The organism is Pseudomonas fluorescens (genome assembly GCF_000968015.1).
GTDB classification, from domain to species: domain Bacteria; phylum Pseudomonadota; class Gammaproteobacteria; order Pseudomonadales; family Pseudomonadaceae; genus Aquipseudomonas; species Aquipseudomonas fluorescens_W.
Map to the genome: position 1 here is coordinate 29389 of NZ_LACH01000005.1, position 14827 is coordinate 44215.

Sequence of the window (14827 nt, forward strand, 5' to 3'; positions counted from 1 at the left end):
ACTCACCGGACTCTGTAGCAGCTGGCGAAGCCCTGTGGCGAGGGGATTTATCCCCTCGCCACAGGGCTTCGCCAGCTGCTACATAAAGCGTGACCGAGTCAAATGGAGGACCGCATGCGTACGATTCTATTCAGCAGCCAGACCTACGACCGCGACAGTTTCCTCAGTGCCGAACTACCGGCCGGCATTGAACTGCACTTCCAATCAGCGCGACTGAGCCTTGATACGGTGGCGCTGGCGGAGCATCACGAGGTGGTCTGTGCCTTCATTAATGATGACCTCAGCGCGCCGGTGCTCGAACGCCTGGCCGCGGGCGGCACTCGCCTGATCGCCCTGCGCTCGGCCGGTTACAACCATGTCGATCTGGCAGTGGCAAAGCGTCTGGGACTGGCGATTGTGCGCGTCCCGGCGTACTCGCCCCACGCGGTGGCGGAACATGCGGTGGCGCTGATCCTGGCGCTCAACCGACGCCTGCACCGCGCCTACAACCGCACGCGCGAAGGGGATTTCAGCCTGCACGGGCTGACCGGCTTCGACCTGGTGGGCAAGACCGTCGGCGTGGTCGGCACCGGCCAGATCGGCGCGACCTTCGCGAAAATCATGAACGGCTTTGGCTGCCAATTGCTGGCGTACGACCCCTTCCCCAACCCGCAAGTCGAAGCCCTCGGTGCCCGTTACCTGAGCCTGCCGGAACTGCTGGCCGAGTCGCAGATCATCAGCCTGCACTGCCCGCTCAACGAACAAAGCAAACACTTGATCAATCGCGAGTCACTGGCGCACATGCGAGCGGGTGCGATGCTGATCAACACCGGCCGCGGTGGTCTGGTGGACACGCCGGCGCTGATCGAGGCGTTGAAGGACGGTCAGCTGGGTTATCTGGGGCTGGATGTGTATGAAGAGGAGGCGCAGCTGTTCTTCGAGGACCGCTCCGACCTGCCGCTACAAGACGATGTGCTGGCGCGGCTGCTGACCTTCCCGAACGTGATCGTCACCGCTCACCAGGCTTTCCTGACCCGCGAAGCCTTGGGCGCGATTGCCGCGACCACCCTGCAGAACATCGCCGCCTGGGCGGCGGGCGCGCCTGCGAATCTGGTAAAGGGCGACTGAACCAGATCGAAGGTCATATGCCCGCGCCATGCTGCGCTGATGTCCGTGCTAGCATGCCGCGCATATTTGGAGGACCCATGGTCGAACACGATTTCCGCTATAGCCTGATGAACCCGCAACACACCCTCACCGAATGCCGCGCCCTTGTGCCGGGGCGTTATCAAGTCACCGGCAACGGCGGCTCGATTCGTAACGACGACGTGCTGGTAGTGACCCTCAAAGGTGCCAAGGACTTGTCCATGCGCCTGACCGTCGAAACGGTTCGCCACTTGATCAATCCGCCAGGCCAATGGGTCGCGGTGGCCAGTGGTCCGGTGTTCGGCGAACTGGCGATCCACACCTGGAAAGTCAACTGCGACAGCTGCGCCAAAGAGCTGAGCTTCGAGTTCGCGGTCGACGCCAAGCTGGGCAACAAGGCTGAAAAGCCTGCTGCCACCGCACGGATCGCCGAACTGGGCTGGACCACCGTTGGCGAGAAGCACCTGTGCCCGAAATGCCAGGAGCCCGCGTGATGAAACACCTCGCTCTGACCGCTATGGTTGGTGCCAGCCTGCTGGGCTGCGCCGCCGAGCCGGTGCAATTGCAACAGAACCGCAGCTACATTCTGGAATGGATCGGCGAACGTCCGTTGATGGACTACAGCCACCTGACCATCACCCTCGGTGAAGACGGTCGGGCCTACGGCAACGGCGGCTGCAACCACTGGTTCGCACCGTACACCCTGGAAGGCGACAAGCTGAGCTTCGGCAAGGTCGGCAGCACGCGCAAACTGTGTGCGCCGGCGGTCATGGAACAGGAAAAGCGCTTCATGCAGGCGCTGGAAAACGTTCAGCGCTGGGACGTCTCGCCGATCGAGCAGATGCGTTTCTGGCCGGCCGAAGGCAAGCCGCTGCGTTGGTGGCTTGAAGAGGGTTGATCATTCAGCCCACTCGACAGCTCCTACAGGTGGAATTCGAAACCCTTGTAGGAGCTGTCGAGTGAAACGAGGCTGCGATCTTTTGCTTTCAGTTCTTAGCCTGCAACGCCTCAAGCTTCGCCATCACCCCAGCCGCCGTCTGCTCGCCCATCAACTGTTCCCGTACCTTGCCCTTGTTATCGATGATGTAAGTCACCGGCAACGCCTCGCTGCGCGGCAACTCAAATAGATCGGCCGGATCAGAGGCCAGCACGGTGAACTTGATGCCCAGTTTTTCACTGGCGGTTTTCAGCTCTTCGCCCTGCACATTGTCGAAGTTGACCCCGAACACACCAATCTTCTTGTCCTTGAGCTGATAGGCCAGGGTATTCAATTCCGGGATCTCGGTCCGGCACGGCCCGCACCATTCCGCCCAGTAATTGAGCACCAGCCATTGTTTGTCCAGACGTTCGGCGGCGACTTTCTGGCCGCTCTGGTCGATGCCATAGTCGTTGCCACAGCCCCCCAGCAATAACGTACCGATGATCGCCAATGCCGCTGCCAGTCGCCTAGTCATGTCGTATTCCTTGTTCAAAATTAAATGCGCCTGCGACCCATCGCCTCCCAAGGTTCTGGATTACGCGCTGCACAGTTAGAATAGCCGTCACCTTACGCAAGATGCGAACCGCACATGACCGATCTGACGCTTTATCACAACCCGCGCTGCTCGAAATCCCGCGGTGCGCTCGAACTGCTCGAAGCCCGTGGCCTGACCCCGACGGTGGTCCGCTACCTGGAAACACCGCTAAACACCGCGCAAATCCAGAGCCTGCTGACCAAGCTCGGCATCAGCGCCCGGCAACTGCTGCGCACCGGTGAGGACGAGTACAAAACCCTCAACCTGGCCGACAGCAGCCTGAGCGAGGCGCAATTGATCGCCGCCATCGCCGCCAACCCGAAACTCATGGAGCGACCGATTCTGGAAGTCGGCGACAAAGCCGTCATCGGCCGTCCGCCGGAGAATGTGCTGGAGTTGCTGCCGTGAGTGCACCGTACATTCTGGTTCTGTATTACAGCCGCAGCGGCTCAACCAATGAAATGGCCCGGCAGATTGCCCGGGGTGTCGAGCAGGCCGGGATGGAAGCGCGGTTGCGCACGGTCCCGGCGATCTCTAGCGAATGCGAAGCCGTGTCGCCGGACATCCCTGACGAAGGCGCGCTGTACGCCAGCCTCGACGATTTGAAGAACTGCGCGGGCCTGGCCATGGGCAGCCCGACCCGGTTCGGCAACATGGCAGCACCGCTCAAGTACTTCCTAGACGGTACCAGTAACCTGTGGCTGACCGGCGCTCTGGTGGGCAAGCCGGCTGGCGTTTTCACCTCCACCGCGAGCCTGCACGGCGGCCAGGAAACCACGCTGCTGTCGATGATGTTGCCGTTGCTGCACCACGGCATGCTGATCACCGGCCTGCCTTACAGCGAATCGGCCCTGCTGGAAACCCGTGGCGGCGGCACGCCTTACGGCGCCAGCCATCACGCCGGGGCCGATGGCAAAAGCGGCTTGAATGAACATGAAGTCGCGCTGTGTCGGGCCTTGGGCCTGCGCTTGGCGAAGACTGCACAGAAACTGGGGAACTGACGTGGCCAAAAAGCCGAAGATTTTGCCCTCCATCGAATGGCTCGAACCCCGGGTCCGAGCGATGCGTGTCATCAGCCTGCTGTGCTACTTCGGTTTGGTGGGTTTGCTGTGCGCCTACTACCTGGTGGTCGCCGACCTGCACGGCGCCCGGCCGTGGGTGATTCTGCTGATCGAACTGATACCGCTGCTGTTGCTGGCGCCAGGGATGATTATCGGCAGTGCGCGCGGGCATTCATGGATGTGTTTTGTGGTGAACCTGTATTTCATCAAGGGCGCATTGGCGGCGTATGACCCGAACCGGCAACTGTTTGGTTTGCTGGAAATGGGCGCGAGCCTGGCGGTGTTCTGCTCGGCGCTGTTGTATGTGCGGTGGCGGTTTCAGCTCAATCGCAAGTTGGCTGGCGAAGGCGAAATCAGCGCCGCCTGATAGACCGCCATCGCGAGCAAGCTCGCTCCCACATTGGATCTGCGTCGTTCACAAATCCCCTGTGGGAGCGAGCTTGCTCGCGATGGGCGCGACTCGGTCTTAATGATTCACGGTGTACGCCAGCATCATCGATATCTGGCTCATCGGCCGCCCGCCACTTTCTTCATGCCACTGGTTGAACACGCCCTGCACTGTGGCCAGATCCCGCAGACTGGTCGGCACCTTGTCGACGATCTTCTGCGCATTCAACGCCGCGACCACGTCGTAGCTCGGCACAAACGTATCCTTGCCCACCATCCGCAAGAACCGCGGTGCCGACAATCCGCCCAATTGATGACCGCGCTTTTTCAGGTAGGTCCACAACCCAACGATATCCGTGACCGGCCAATCAGCGATCAACGCGCCGAAGCTGCCCTTTTCATGTGCCACATCCAGAATGAACTGCGCATTACGCGGAACGCTCTTGAGCTTGCCCAAGTGACGAATGATCCGCGCATCCTGCATCAAGCGCTCAAGGTGTTCGGCACTCATCAGCACGACTTTCTCAGGGTCGAACTTGAAAAACACTTCTTCAAACGCTGGCCATTTGGCGTCCACCAGACTGTGCTTGAGCCCGGCGCGGAAGACGCGCAGCGCCATGGTCGAGAGGTAGCGGTCGTCGCTGATCTTGCGCAATTGCACCGGGGTTTTCGGAACGGGCAGATGGGCTTCCAGTTCAGCCGCTGAACCGAAGCGGTTCAGACAGTATTCGTGCAGCCACTTGTAATCGCGCATGCCCTCTCCTGGAGGTTGAAACAAAAAACAAATGTAGGAGTGAGCCTGCTCGCGATAGCGGTGTGTCATTCAACGTTGATGTCGACTGACACGACGCAATCGCGAGCAGGCTCACTCCTACAGTTTCTGATTAGAGGTTCACCACATTGACGAACCGCGAAGCGGCGGTTTCATCGATACGCAGATTGGTGAAGTCGAACAGGTTGCGGTCCGCCAGTTGCGACGGGATCACGTTCTGCAGGCTGCGGAAAATGCTTTCGGTGCGGCCTGGCGTCTTGCGCTCCCACTCCTGAAGCATGTCCTTGACCACCTGGCGTTGCAGGTTTTCCTGGGAACCACAGAGGTTGCACGGGATGATCGGGAATTGCTTGAAGTCCGAGTAGGCCTGGATGTCTTTTTCGTTGCAGTAGGCCAGCGGGCGGATCACCACGTTGCGGCCATCGTCGGCGCGCAGCTTCGGCGGCATGGCTTTGAGCGAACCGTTGAAGAACATGTTCAGGAAAAAGGTCTCGACGATGTCGTCGCGGTGATGACCGAGGGCCATCTTGGTCGCGCCGATTTCGTCGGCGAAAGTGTAGAGCGTGCCGCGGCGCAGGCGCGAGCACAGTGAACAGGTGGTCTTGCCTTCCGGGATCAGCTCCTTGACCACCGAATAGGTGTCTTTCTCGACGATGTGGTACTCGATGCCCAGCTCTTTGAGGTAGGCCGGCAGCACATGTTCAGGAAAACCCGGCTGCTTCTGGTCCATGTTCACGGCCACGATCTCGAACTTGATCGGGGCGACCTTCTGAAAGTGCATCAGCACATCGAGCATGGTGTAACTGTCCTTGCCACCGGACAGGCAGACCATGACCTTGTCGCCGTCTTCAATCATGTTGAAATCGGCAACAGCCTCACCGGCCTGGCGGCGAAGGCGCTTTTGCAGTTTGTTCTGGTTGACCGTAAGAGTGCCCATGACGCGAGATCCGTGAGGTGTGACGAAAGGCCGGCATTTTACGCAAAAACCCATCAGGGGCGAAGAGCCCACCGTCTCCTGTAGGAGTGAGCCTGCTCGCGATGGCGGTGTGCAATCATCATCAATGCAAGCTGACCCACTGCTATCGCGAGCAGGCTCACTCCTACAAGGTCTGTGTGCACAGACCCTGCGGCGATTAACAGGAGGGTTTACAGCGCAATTTGCTCTAAAGCCCTGCAACCTGCGCCGTTAAGACCTTTCTATACTGCGACATAAGGTCGCACACATATCCAGACCTTTCCTTACTAGGCCACTTTGGCCCGTAGGCGCTCCACTGGGGGGCGACGGTAAAAACAAGAGGAGTGACTGGCATGATCCATCACGTAGTGGGGCTCTTCACCCACCCTGACCAAGAATGGAAAGAGATTCGTGGCGATCAGGAGGAAAGCATCAGCCACATGTATCTCACTCACACCCTGATTCTGGCGGCGATTCCCGCGGTATCCGCGTTTATCGGCACCACTCAGGTCGGCTGGGTCATTGGCAGTCGCGCACCGGTAATGCTGACGGTGGAAAGCGCGATATGGATGACGGTCATGTCGTACCTGGCGATGCTCGGCGGTGTGGCGGTAATGGGCGCGTTCATCCACTGGATGGCTCGTACCTATGACGCCAATCCGAGTCTGGCACGCTGCGTTGCATTTGCGACCTACACCGCGACACCGCTCTTTATCGGCGGTCTGGCGGCGCTGTACCCACACATGTGGCTTGGGATGATCGTCGGCACCGCGGCCATCTGCTACACGGTGTACCTGCTGTATGTGGGGCTACCCACTTTCATGAACATTCCATCAGACGAGGGATTTCTATTTTCAAGTTCGGTGCTTGCTGTAGGCCTGGTGGTGTTGGTGGCCATCATGGCGTTCACTGTAATTGTCTGGGGACTCGGCGTGGGGCCGGTCTACACCAATTAGCAACACATCACCCAAAAACAAGATCTGCCAACACAGGCCGCCGCAAGGCGGCCTTCTAATGCTCAAGGAAAGGAAACGGTGACGACCATTCGGCGCCTCGGCGATTCGCAACGCTCGAGGGTTGCGGCATACTCGACGTCTCTGGAGATCCATCAAGCATGCCCGAGCAACTCAATACCCGCGTCGAAGACTGTTACCAACTAGCCGAATCCTTTTTCAAACGACCTTTCAAACGCCCCGTGGTGAGCCTCAAGCTGCGCGGGCAAAAAGCCGGTGTCGCGCATTTGCATGAGAACCTGCTGCGCTTCAATCCGCAGTTGTACCGGGAAAACACCGAAGACTTCCTCAAGCAGACCGTGGCCCACGAAGTGGCGCACCTGATCGCCCATCAACTGTTCGGCGACCGCATCCAGCCCCATGGCGAAGAGTGGCAATTGATCATGCGCGGTGTATACGAACTGCCGCCCAATCGCTGCCACACCTATGACGTCAAACGCCGCAGCGTGACCCGCTACATCTACAAGTGTCCGTGTGCGGACAGTGATTTTCCGTTTTCGGCCCAGCGCCATGGTTTGGTGCGGCAAGGACGGCGGTATTTGTGTCGGCGGTGCCGGAGTACGTTGGTGTTCAGTGGGGAGATGCGGGTCGAGTAGCAAGATTTGTGGTGTCTGATCTGGCCTCATCGTCGGAACGCCGCCCGGAGCAAGCTCGCTCCCACATTTGATCGCATTTCCTCCTGAAAGAACTCGGTCGAATGTGGGAGCGAGCTTGCTCCGGGCGGCGTTCCGACGATGGCGTCTGATCTGGCGCTAAACAACCACCTTGGCACGCCGCAGTTCTTCGATACGCTCTGCACTAAACCCCAACTCCCCCAACACCTGATCCGTGTGCTGCCCCAGTCGGGCACCAATATGCCGTGGCTGCGGCAACCCTTGCGAAAACTTCAACGGACACGCCATTTGCGCCTGAGTCGTCCCATCCCCACGCGGCACTTCGGTCACCAGCGCCCGAGCCTTGAACTGCGGATGCCGCACCGCCTCGCCCACACTCAACACCGGCTCGACACACGCATCCAACGTGGCAAACAACGCGCACAACTCGGCGAAATCGTGCGTCTCGAATTCAATCCTCAGCGCGTTCTTCAGCGCCTTTTGCAAGGCCGGTTCAGGCGATAAGCCCAAGGTTTCCAGCTCTTCCAGTCCCAACGCTGCACACAGTTGCTTCATGAACGCGGGCTCCAGACTGCCCACCGAGAACCAGCGTCCATCGCGGGAACGGTAATAGTCATAGAAACTGCCACCGTTGAGCATCTGATCCTCCCTTCCCGGCTCCACGCCACAGGCCAGATACCCGGCGCCGGCCATGGCGTTCAGGCTGAACGCGCAGTCGGTCATGCTCACATCCAGATGCTGCCCCTGCCCGGTTTGCTGCCGGGCGATGACCGCCGCCAACAGCCCGATCACCCCGTGCAACGAGCCTCCGGCGATATCCGCCACTTGCATGCCCAACGGCAGCGGTCCGCTGTCGGCCCGGCCGGTGTGGCTCGCCAGCCCCGCCAGCGCCAGGTAGTTGATGTCGTGGCCGGCGCGGTCCTTGTAGGGGCCGGTCTGGCCGTAACCGGTGATCGACACGTAGATCAGTTTCGGATTGATCGCCTTCAAGGCTTCATAACCCAGGCCCAATCGTTCCATCACACCGGGGCGGAACTGCTCCAGCACAATGTCGTAGTCCGCAAGCAACTGCTTGATCACCTCAAGTGCCTCCGGCTGCTTGAGGTCCAGCGCCAGGCTGCATTTGTTGCGATTGAGGTAGGCGTGGCTGGCGGAGACACCCTGATCGTGAGGCGGCAATACCCGCAGCAGGTCCATGCGCGTCGGCGATTCGATGCGCAACACCTCGGCCCCCATGTCCGCCAGCAACAACGAGGCGAACGGCCCCGGCAGCAGTGTCGAGAAATCCAGAACCTTGAGCGATACCAGTGGACCGAGCATGGGCGTTCTCCGTAAACGATGCTCCCAGACTAGGCAGCCGACGGCATTGCAGCAATCACCTTATGCGTCAGATGCGCTGACCGTTACGCTCAAATCGCAGGCATGAAAAAACCCGCCGAAGCGGGTTTTTTCAGTGCAGCCGTCTTATTTGACGTTGCTTGGGGTTGCCCCTTCGACGTGGCCCAGAACATCGTCTTTAGGCTCGTCGGAGATACCGCGACCGCCAGAAGCCAGTTCAGCGTGCATCACATCAACGTCCAGCTCCTTGACCCACTTGGCCACAACCAGGGTGGCAACAGCGTTACCGACCAGGTTGGTCAGGGCACGGGCTTCGGACATGAAGCGGTCGATACCGAGGATCAGCGCCAAGCCGGCAACCGGCAGGTGGCCAACAGCGGACAAGGTAGCCGCCAACACGATGAAGCCACTACCGGTCACTCCCGCAGCGCCTTTGGAGGACAGCAACAACACCACCAGCAGGGTGATCTGGTGAGTGATGTCCATGTGGGTGTCGGTTGCCTGAGCAATGAACACCGCCGCCATGGTCAGGTAGATCGCAGTACCGTCGAGGTTGAACGAGTAACCGGTCGGGATCACCAGACCCACAACGGATTTCTGCGCGCCCAGGCGTTCCATCTTGATCAGCATGCGTGGCAGCACCGATTCCGAAGAAGAAGTACCCAGCACGATCAGCAGCTCTTCACGGATGTAGCGGATCACTTTCAGCACGCTGAAGCCGTGAGCGCGAGCGATACCGCCCAGTACGACCAGGATGAACAGCAGGCAAGTGATGTAGAAGCAGGCCATCAACTGACCCAGTTGCACCAGCGAACCCACACCGTAGGCACCGATGGTGAACGCCATGGCACCGAAGGCACCCAGTGGCGCGAGCTTCATGATCATATTGATGATGTTGAACATCACGTGGGCGAAGCGATCGATGAAGTCCAGGATCGGCTTGCCGTAGGCACCCAGGCGATGCAGGGCGAAACCGAAGATCACCGAGAACATCAGCACTTGCAGGATATCGCCTGTGGCGAACGCGCCGACGATGGTGGACGGGATCACGTTCAACAGGAAGCCAACAACGCTTTGATCAGCACCGGCCGCTACATAAGCAGCGACTTTGGAGGCATCCAGCGTCGTGACGTCGATGTGCATGCCGGCACCCGGCTGCACGATGTTGACCACCACCAGACCCACCAGCAAAGCGATGGTCGAAACGATTTCGAAGTAGAGCAGCGCGTAACCGCCGGTCTTGCCGACCGACTTCATGTTCTGCATGCCCGCGATACCGCTGACGACGGTGCAGAAGATGATGGGGGCGATGATCATTTTGATCAGTTTGATGAACCCGTCACCCAGCGGCTTGAGGGCTACACCGGTCTGCGGGTAGAAGTGACCTAGCAGGATGCCGATGGCAATAGCAACGATCACCTGGAAATACAGGGATTTGTACAGTGGCTGACGAGTCGTCATTGCAAAGTTCCTCAAGAGTGCCCGGTGACAACATCCATCTGTTGCCAAAGACACTTCAATTGCGAACCCTCCTGCACTGGAGGGATTTGTTTTGTCGAGCTGCGCAACGGCAGGCATCTGCGGGTTGTATCGCAAGGCCCGTGCCACCTTCGTCAAATCGCCAGCAAGGCTTTTGACATCAAGGGTTGCAGGTTTTTCTTTGTCACCAAACGGTTACGGCAAAGTGGCGGATTTCCGCCCATCGACCAGACCTCGTCCTGCAATTTGGCGGATATCCGCCTTGTTCATCTTCAGGCACCACGGCTACCATCCGTCGTTCAATGGACGGACTTGCCTTCTATGCGCGAACGCACCATCGCCAGTCATTTCGCCCGTGCCGCCCTCGGTGGCGCACGCCGGCTGGGTTATGACTATTCAAATTTGCTGCAACAACTTGGCATCAACCCCGAGTTGCTTGAAGAGCCACGAGCGAGAATCGCGCCTGAACAGTTCACCCGGTTGATCCAGGGACTGTGGCTGGCACTGGACGACGAATACCTGGGCTTCGGGCCGGTCCCGAGCAAAACCGGCAGCTTCGCGATGATGTGCCATGCGGTGATCCACTGCCGCAATCTGGAGAAAGCACTCCACCGCGGCCTATTGTTTTATAGCTTGTTTCCCGACAGCCCGCGTCTGACCCTGACCCGCGAAGACGACATGATTCGCCTCAGCCTCGACGATTCGCAGTTCCGCGACCCGGACCACTTCCTCACCGAGAGCCAGCTGATGGTGTGGCATCGACTCGGCAGCTGGCTGATCGGCCAGCGTATTCGGCTGGAACAGGCGACGTTCAGCTACCCGAAACCCGAGCACGGCGCCGAATACGATTTGCTGTTCCCCTGCCCGATGGTCTTTTCCACGGCGCAGAGCAGTCTGCTGTTTCACAGTCGCTACCTGAACATGCCGCTGTTGCAGGACGAACGGACACTCAAACATTTCCTCGAACACTCCCCCGCCGACCTGTTATCGCGCCCGGACGATGGCGACAGTTTGAGCAGCCAGTTGCGCCGACTGCTCAGCCGCGACAGTTCACACTGGCCGGACCTCGAAACGGTGGCCGCGCACTTGCACATCAGCCCGCAGACATTGCGTCGGCATTTGCGGGAAGAAGGGTCGAGTTTTCAGGAATTGAAAGATCAGTTGCGAAGGGACATCGCGATTTATCACCTGGGGCGGGCGGATTTGTCGTTGCAGCAGATTGCCGAGCAGTTGGGGTTTTCAGAGCCTTCGGCGTTTCATCGGGCGTTCAAGAAGTGGACCGGGTTGACGCCGGGGGCCTACCGCGCCCAAGAAAACTGAGTTCTTGCGCTGGTTTTTTCTGGCGTAGCCACTGACCCCATCGTCGGAACGCCGCCCGGAGCAAGCTCGCTCCCACATTTGATCTCCTGAGTTTGCACAATTATGTGTTCACTGAAGATCCCTGTGGGAGCGAGCTTGCTCGCGATGAGGGCCGAAAGTACACCGCATAACTCTTGCAACCAGCAATGCTTTTTGTGGCGAGGGCTCGATGGCTGCGCAGCCGAACGAGGCGGTGCGGCGTTCCGACAAGCCCCCTCGCAACAGGTCCGCGCTAGTCGTGCGGATCGATGTTATCCAGCGCCCGATTTACCGCCAGTTCGCCCAGCATGATGATCTGCGCAATCCCCAACAGCGAATTGCGACTCGACCCCTCCATATGATCCGCCAGGTCCATGGTCATGACATTGGCCGAAGCCAGCGACTCGCACGCGTGGGCCAGCAGGGTTTCGGTATCGAGCTCCGGGTTGACGATGAACATCGTGCCGGGTGTGCGCGGGGTGGCTTTGATGTGGGCCGCCGGGGTGAGGTAGTAATCGAGGGTGCGGTCGGCGGCTTCGTTGAGCTTTTGGGAATCGAGGGATTCGTGCGGGGAAACGTCGTCGGTTTCAGGTGGATTTGGGGTGATCTTGAACATTTGAGCTCCTAGAGTGATGGAGCCGCTACGCATCGCTGCTAAACGAAAAAGGGGTGGCGGCTGTACGCGGGTTAGCAGACCAGGACTCTAGAACCCGGCGCACCGAAGTGCCCCACGCAAAGCCGCCATAACATCAACGGCGGACGCTGTACGTCTAGAGATGACCCGAGCTGCTAAACCCGATCGCTGATTCGTCAGCGACCCGGAAACGATAGAGCCCACGCCCCAGGCGCAAAAGCCGGCGGATTCTGGCGTAGTCGTAGGCAGCGGCGCAAGGATGTGTAGCCTGCGTGAGTGTCTGGAGATGTGTTTTAAACACCGCTGTTTACTGCTGAGCTTCTGTGGGATTTGCGTTGTATGGGCGGGCCTCATCGCGAGCAAGCTCGCTCCCACATTTGATCTCCTGAGTTCACACAATTATGTGTTCACTGAAGATCCCTGTGGGAGCGAGCTTGCTCGCGATAAGGCCTGGAAGAACACCATCAACTCTGCGGTCAAACCACCGGAAAATGAATCCGAAACGCCGCCCCGCCCATCGGTGAATCCCCCAGCGTCAGCTTCGCGCTGTAGCTCTCGATAATGTCCTTGACCACCGCGAGACCAATCCCCTGCCCCGGATGCTGGCGATCCAGCCGCTCTCCCCTTTGCAGAATCCGCGCTCGCTGATCCGGTGGCACGCCCGGCCCGTCATCTTCAACGCACAACTCAACCCCGCCAAGGCTTTCACGCACGCTGATGCGTACTTCGCCGAGGCACAGGCGATAGGCGTTTTCCAGCAGGTTGCCCATCATTTCCAGCAACGCCCCCTGCTCGATCGGCACGTAACACTGCTCCGGCAGATCGAAGGCGACCCGCACGCGTTTGTCGCGGTAGACCTTGTCCAGGGTGTCGCACAGGCTTTGCAGCACCGGGCGCAGGCGTACCTGATGGCGCACCAGGCCGCTTTTGCGCAGGCTGGCGCGTTGCAGTTGATAGCTGATTTGCTGGCTCATGCGTTCGATCTGGGTTTGCAGCACCCAGGCCTGATCACGATCGGCCGGGCGCTGGGCCATGTCTTCGCTGACGCCTTGCAGCACGGTCAGCGGGGTTTTCAGGCTGTGGGCCAGGTCGTCGAGGGAATCGCGATAGCGGCTGCGTTGTTCGCGCTCGCTGTACAGCAAACGGTTGAGGGAGCCGGTCAGGCGCAGCAGTTCGCGCGGGTGTTGTTCGCTGAGGCTTTCGCGGGTGCCGCTTTCGATCTCATCCAGTTCCTGACTGAGCCGGCGCAATGCCTGCAAGCCCCAGGTCAGGCCGATCCACAGCAGCGCGAGCAACACCAGCAAGGCGGCACCGAATCCAAGGTAGAGGTTTTCGCGCAGGCCTTCGAGGGTGGCTTCGTACTCACGCACCGGTTGCAGCGCGACGATGCTGAACGCCGCGCTCTTGCCGCCGAGCAGTTTGACTTCGACGTCGTAGACGAAGAATTCCTGACCGTCGGCCTCGCGAATTCGGGCGAACTCGTTGCCGCGTCCGTCGTAACGCGGTTTGTAGTTGATCTTCTCTTCGCGGGTGGCTTTCGAGCGCCACACCAAGTGAGCTTCGCGGTCGTAGATGTAGCCGAGCAAACGGCTGTCGGTCAGGTTGAAGCGCTCGTCGGGCAACTGCGCCGGCATTTGCAGGGTGTTATTTTCCACCCGAGCGGCGGAGATCAGCGTGGTGACGTCCGACGCCAGGCGTTGTTCGATCGAGTCCTGCAACGCCAGGCTGAACGCGCCCTGCATCGCCGGCAGCAACGCCAGCATGAACAACACCGCCAGGATCGTGGCGGCGAGCATCAAACGAACACGAAGGGAACGAATCAAGTGCAGCGCTCGTTGAACAGGTAGCCGAGGCCACGCACGGTATCGATCGGCTTGAAGCCGGACGGGCCTTCAAGTTTGCGGCGCAGACGGCCGACCAACACTTCGATAACGTTCGGATCGCGCTCGTCGTCGTCCGGGTAGAGCTGTTCCATCAAGCGGTCCTTGGCCACCACTTGCTGGTGATGACGCATCAAGTACTCAAGAATCCGGTACTCGTAAGCGGTCAGCGCCAGCGGTTGTTCATCGAGGGACGCCTGTTTGCGATTGAGGTCCAACAGCAACGGCCCGGCGACGATGGTCGATTGGGTGAAACCGCTGGAGCGGCGCAGTAACGCGTTCAGCCGGGCATCGAGTTCTTCGAACTGGAACGGTTTGACCACGTAATCGTCGGCGCCTGCAGCCAGGCCTTCGACCTTGTCCTGCCAGTTGCCGCGCGCGGTGAGGATCAGGATCGGGAAGGTCTTGCCGCGCGAGCGCAGTTGGCGGATCAGGTCGAGCCCGCCCATGCCCGGCAGGCCGAGGTCGATCACCGCCAGGTCATGGTTGAATTGCTCGGTCTGGTACAGCGCCTCTTCGGCATTGGCCACGGACTCGACCACGTGGCCGCTGTCCGTCAGGCGGGTTTGCAGGTGATGGCGCAACAGCGCTTCATCTTCGACGACCAGCAGTTTCATAACGCTCTCCTACGCAAATCGATATCTCCAGCAGCACGGTTTTCAGTCAGGTCGAAGAACCTGTAGGAGTGAGCCTGCTCGCGATAGCGGTGTGTCAGCC

General features: G+C 59.7%; 17 protein-coding genes. 9 read left to right on the top strand and 8 right to left on the bottom strand.

Features of this window, described 5'->3' with window-relative positions; genetic code table 11:
• The first annotated feature begins 114 nt into the window (after positions 1-114).
• The 3 genes from VD17_RS04115 to VD17_RS04125 all read left to right on the top strand — a co-directional run bounded on the left by VD17_RS04115 (position 115) and on the right by VD17_RS04125 (position 2023).
• On the top strand, positions 115-1107 hold the full coding sequence (locus VD17_RS04115; protein WP_046052793.1) for a 2-hydroxyacid dehydrogenase: 993 nt from the start codon (positions 115-117) through the stop codon (positions 1105-1107).
• A gap of 77 nt (positions 1108-1184) precedes the next feature.
• Positions 1185-1619, top strand: coding sequence for a hypothetical protein (locus VD17_RS04120; protein WP_046052794.1), 435 nt, complete (start codon positions 1185-1187; stop codon positions 1617-1619).
• The gene (locus VD17_RS04125) at positions 1619-2023 is read left to right on the top strand and encodes an META domain-containing protein (RefSeq protein WP_046052795.1); all 405 of its coding nucleotides are present in this window, start codon (positions 1619-1621) and stop codon (positions 2021-2023) included. The genes VD17_RS04120 and VD17_RS04125 overlap by 1 nt, the downstream gene beginning before the upstream one ends.
• An 88-nt stretch (positions 2024-2111) precedes the next feature.
• Here VD17_RS04125 and VD17_RS04130 read toward each other — a convergent pair whose 3' ends face one another.
• On the bottom strand, positions 2112-2579 hold the full coding sequence (locus VD17_RS04130) for a TlpA disulfide reductase family protein (RefSeq protein WP_046052796.1): 468 nt from the start codon (positions 2577-2579) through the stop codon (positions 2112-2114).
• A 114-nt stretch (positions 2580-2693) separates the two neighbouring features.
• Between VD17_RS04130 and arsC the strand changes: the two genes are divergently transcribed.
• From arsC to VD17_RS04145, 3 genes are read left to right on the top strand one after another with little or no spacing between them, the layout of a single operon-like run.
• Entirely contained in the window at positions 2694-3047 is a 354-nt protein-coding gene (gene arsC, locus VD17_RS04135; RefSeq protein WP_046052797.1) for an arsenate reductase (glutaredoxin), read from the top strand.
• Positions 3044-3640 (top strand): NAD(P)H:quinone oxidoreductase, encoded by a 597-nt coding sequence (gene wrbA, locus VD17_RS04140; protein WP_033056848.1) that lies wholly within the window; start codon positions 3044-3046, stop codon positions 3638-3640. Before arsC ends, wrbA begins: the two co-directional genes overlap by 4 nt.
• A gap of 1 nt (position 3641) precedes the next feature.
• Positions 3642-4067 (top strand): DUF2069 domain-containing protein, encoded by a 426-nt coding sequence (locus VD17_RS04145; protein ID WP_046052798.1) that lies wholly within the window; start codon positions 3642-3644, stop codon positions 4065-4067.
• A gap of 99 nt (positions 4068-4166) precedes the next feature.
• On the opposite strand, the gene VD17_RS04150 is transcribed toward VD17_RS04145, so the two are convergent.
• Both VD17_RS04150 and ttcA read right to left on the bottom strand, forming a co-directional pair.
• A complete protein-coding gene (locus VD17_RS04150; protein WP_046052799.1) occupies positions 4167-4841 on the bottom strand; it encodes a DNA-3-methyladenine glycosylase I in 675 nt (224 codons plus the stop codon).
• Positions 4842-4971: 130 nt separating this feature from the next.
• A complete protein-coding gene (gene ttcA, locus VD17_RS04155; RefSeq protein WP_033055258.1) occupies positions 4972-5796 on the bottom strand; it encodes a tRNA 2-thiocytidine(32) synthetase TtcA in 825 nt (274 codons plus the stop codon).
• Positions 5797-6167: 371 nt separating this feature from the next.
• On the opposite strand from ttcA, the gene VD17_RS04160 reads away from it, so the two are divergent.
• Together VD17_RS04160 and VD17_RS04165 are read left to right on the top strand one after the other, a co-directional pair.
• On the top strand, positions 6168-6770 hold the full coding sequence (locus VD17_RS04160; protein WP_008147981.1) for a Yip1 family protein: 603 nt from the start codon (positions 6168-6170) through the stop codon (positions 6768-6770).
• Between the two features lie 158 nt (positions 6771-6928).
• The gene (locus tag VD17_RS04165) at positions 6929-7423 is read left to right on the top strand and encodes a SprT family zinc-dependent metalloprotease (protein WP_033055255.1); all 495 of its coding nucleotides are present in this window, start codon (positions 6929-6931) and stop codon (positions 7421-7423) included.
• 156 nt (positions 7424-7579) lie between these two features.
• Here VD17_RS04165 and VD17_RS04170 read toward each other — a convergent pair whose 3' ends face one another.
• Together VD17_RS04170 and VD17_RS04175 are read right to left on the bottom strand one after the other, a co-directional pair.
• Positions 7580-8761, bottom strand: a complete 1182-nt coding sequence (locus tag VD17_RS04170) for a CaiB/BaiF CoA transferase family protein (protein ID WP_046052800.1) — start codon at positions 8759-8761, stop codon at positions 7580-7582.
• A 144-nt stretch (positions 8762-8905) separates the two neighbouring features.
• Entirely contained in the window at positions 8906-10240 is a 1335-nt protein-coding gene (locus VD17_RS04175) for a dicarboxylate/amino acid:cation symporter (protein WP_046052801.1), read from the bottom strand.
• 339 nt (positions 10241-10579) lie between these two features.
• On the opposite strand from VD17_RS04175, the gene VD17_RS04180 reads away from it, so the two are divergent.
• A complete protein-coding gene (locus VD17_RS04180; RefSeq protein ID WP_046052802.1) occupies positions 10580-11578 on the top strand; it encodes an AraC family transcriptional regulator in 999 nt (332 codons plus the stop codon).
• Positions 11579-11849: 271 nt separating this feature from the next.
• On the opposite strand, the gene VD17_RS04185 is transcribed toward VD17_RS04180, so the two are convergent.
• From VD17_RS04185 to VD17_RS04195, 3 genes are all read right to left on the bottom strand, one after another.
• Complete coding sequence (locus tag VD17_RS04185; protein WP_046052803.1) at positions 11850-12212, bottom strand: DUF6124 family protein; 363 nt, start codon at positions 12210-12212, stop codon at positions 11850-11852.
• Between the two features lie 494 nt (positions 12213-12706).
• Entirely contained in the window at positions 12707-14053 is a 1347-nt protein-coding gene (locus VD17_RS04190; protein WP_046052804.1) for an ATP-binding protein, read from the bottom strand.
• On the bottom strand, positions 14050-14727 hold the full coding sequence (locus VD17_RS04195; RefSeq protein WP_033055248.1) for a response regulator: 678 nt from the start codon (positions 14725-14727) through the stop codon (positions 14050-14052). Before VD17_RS04195 ends, VD17_RS04190 begins: the two co-directional genes overlap by 4 nt.
• Between the last annotated feature and the right edge of the window lie 100 nt (positions 14728-14827).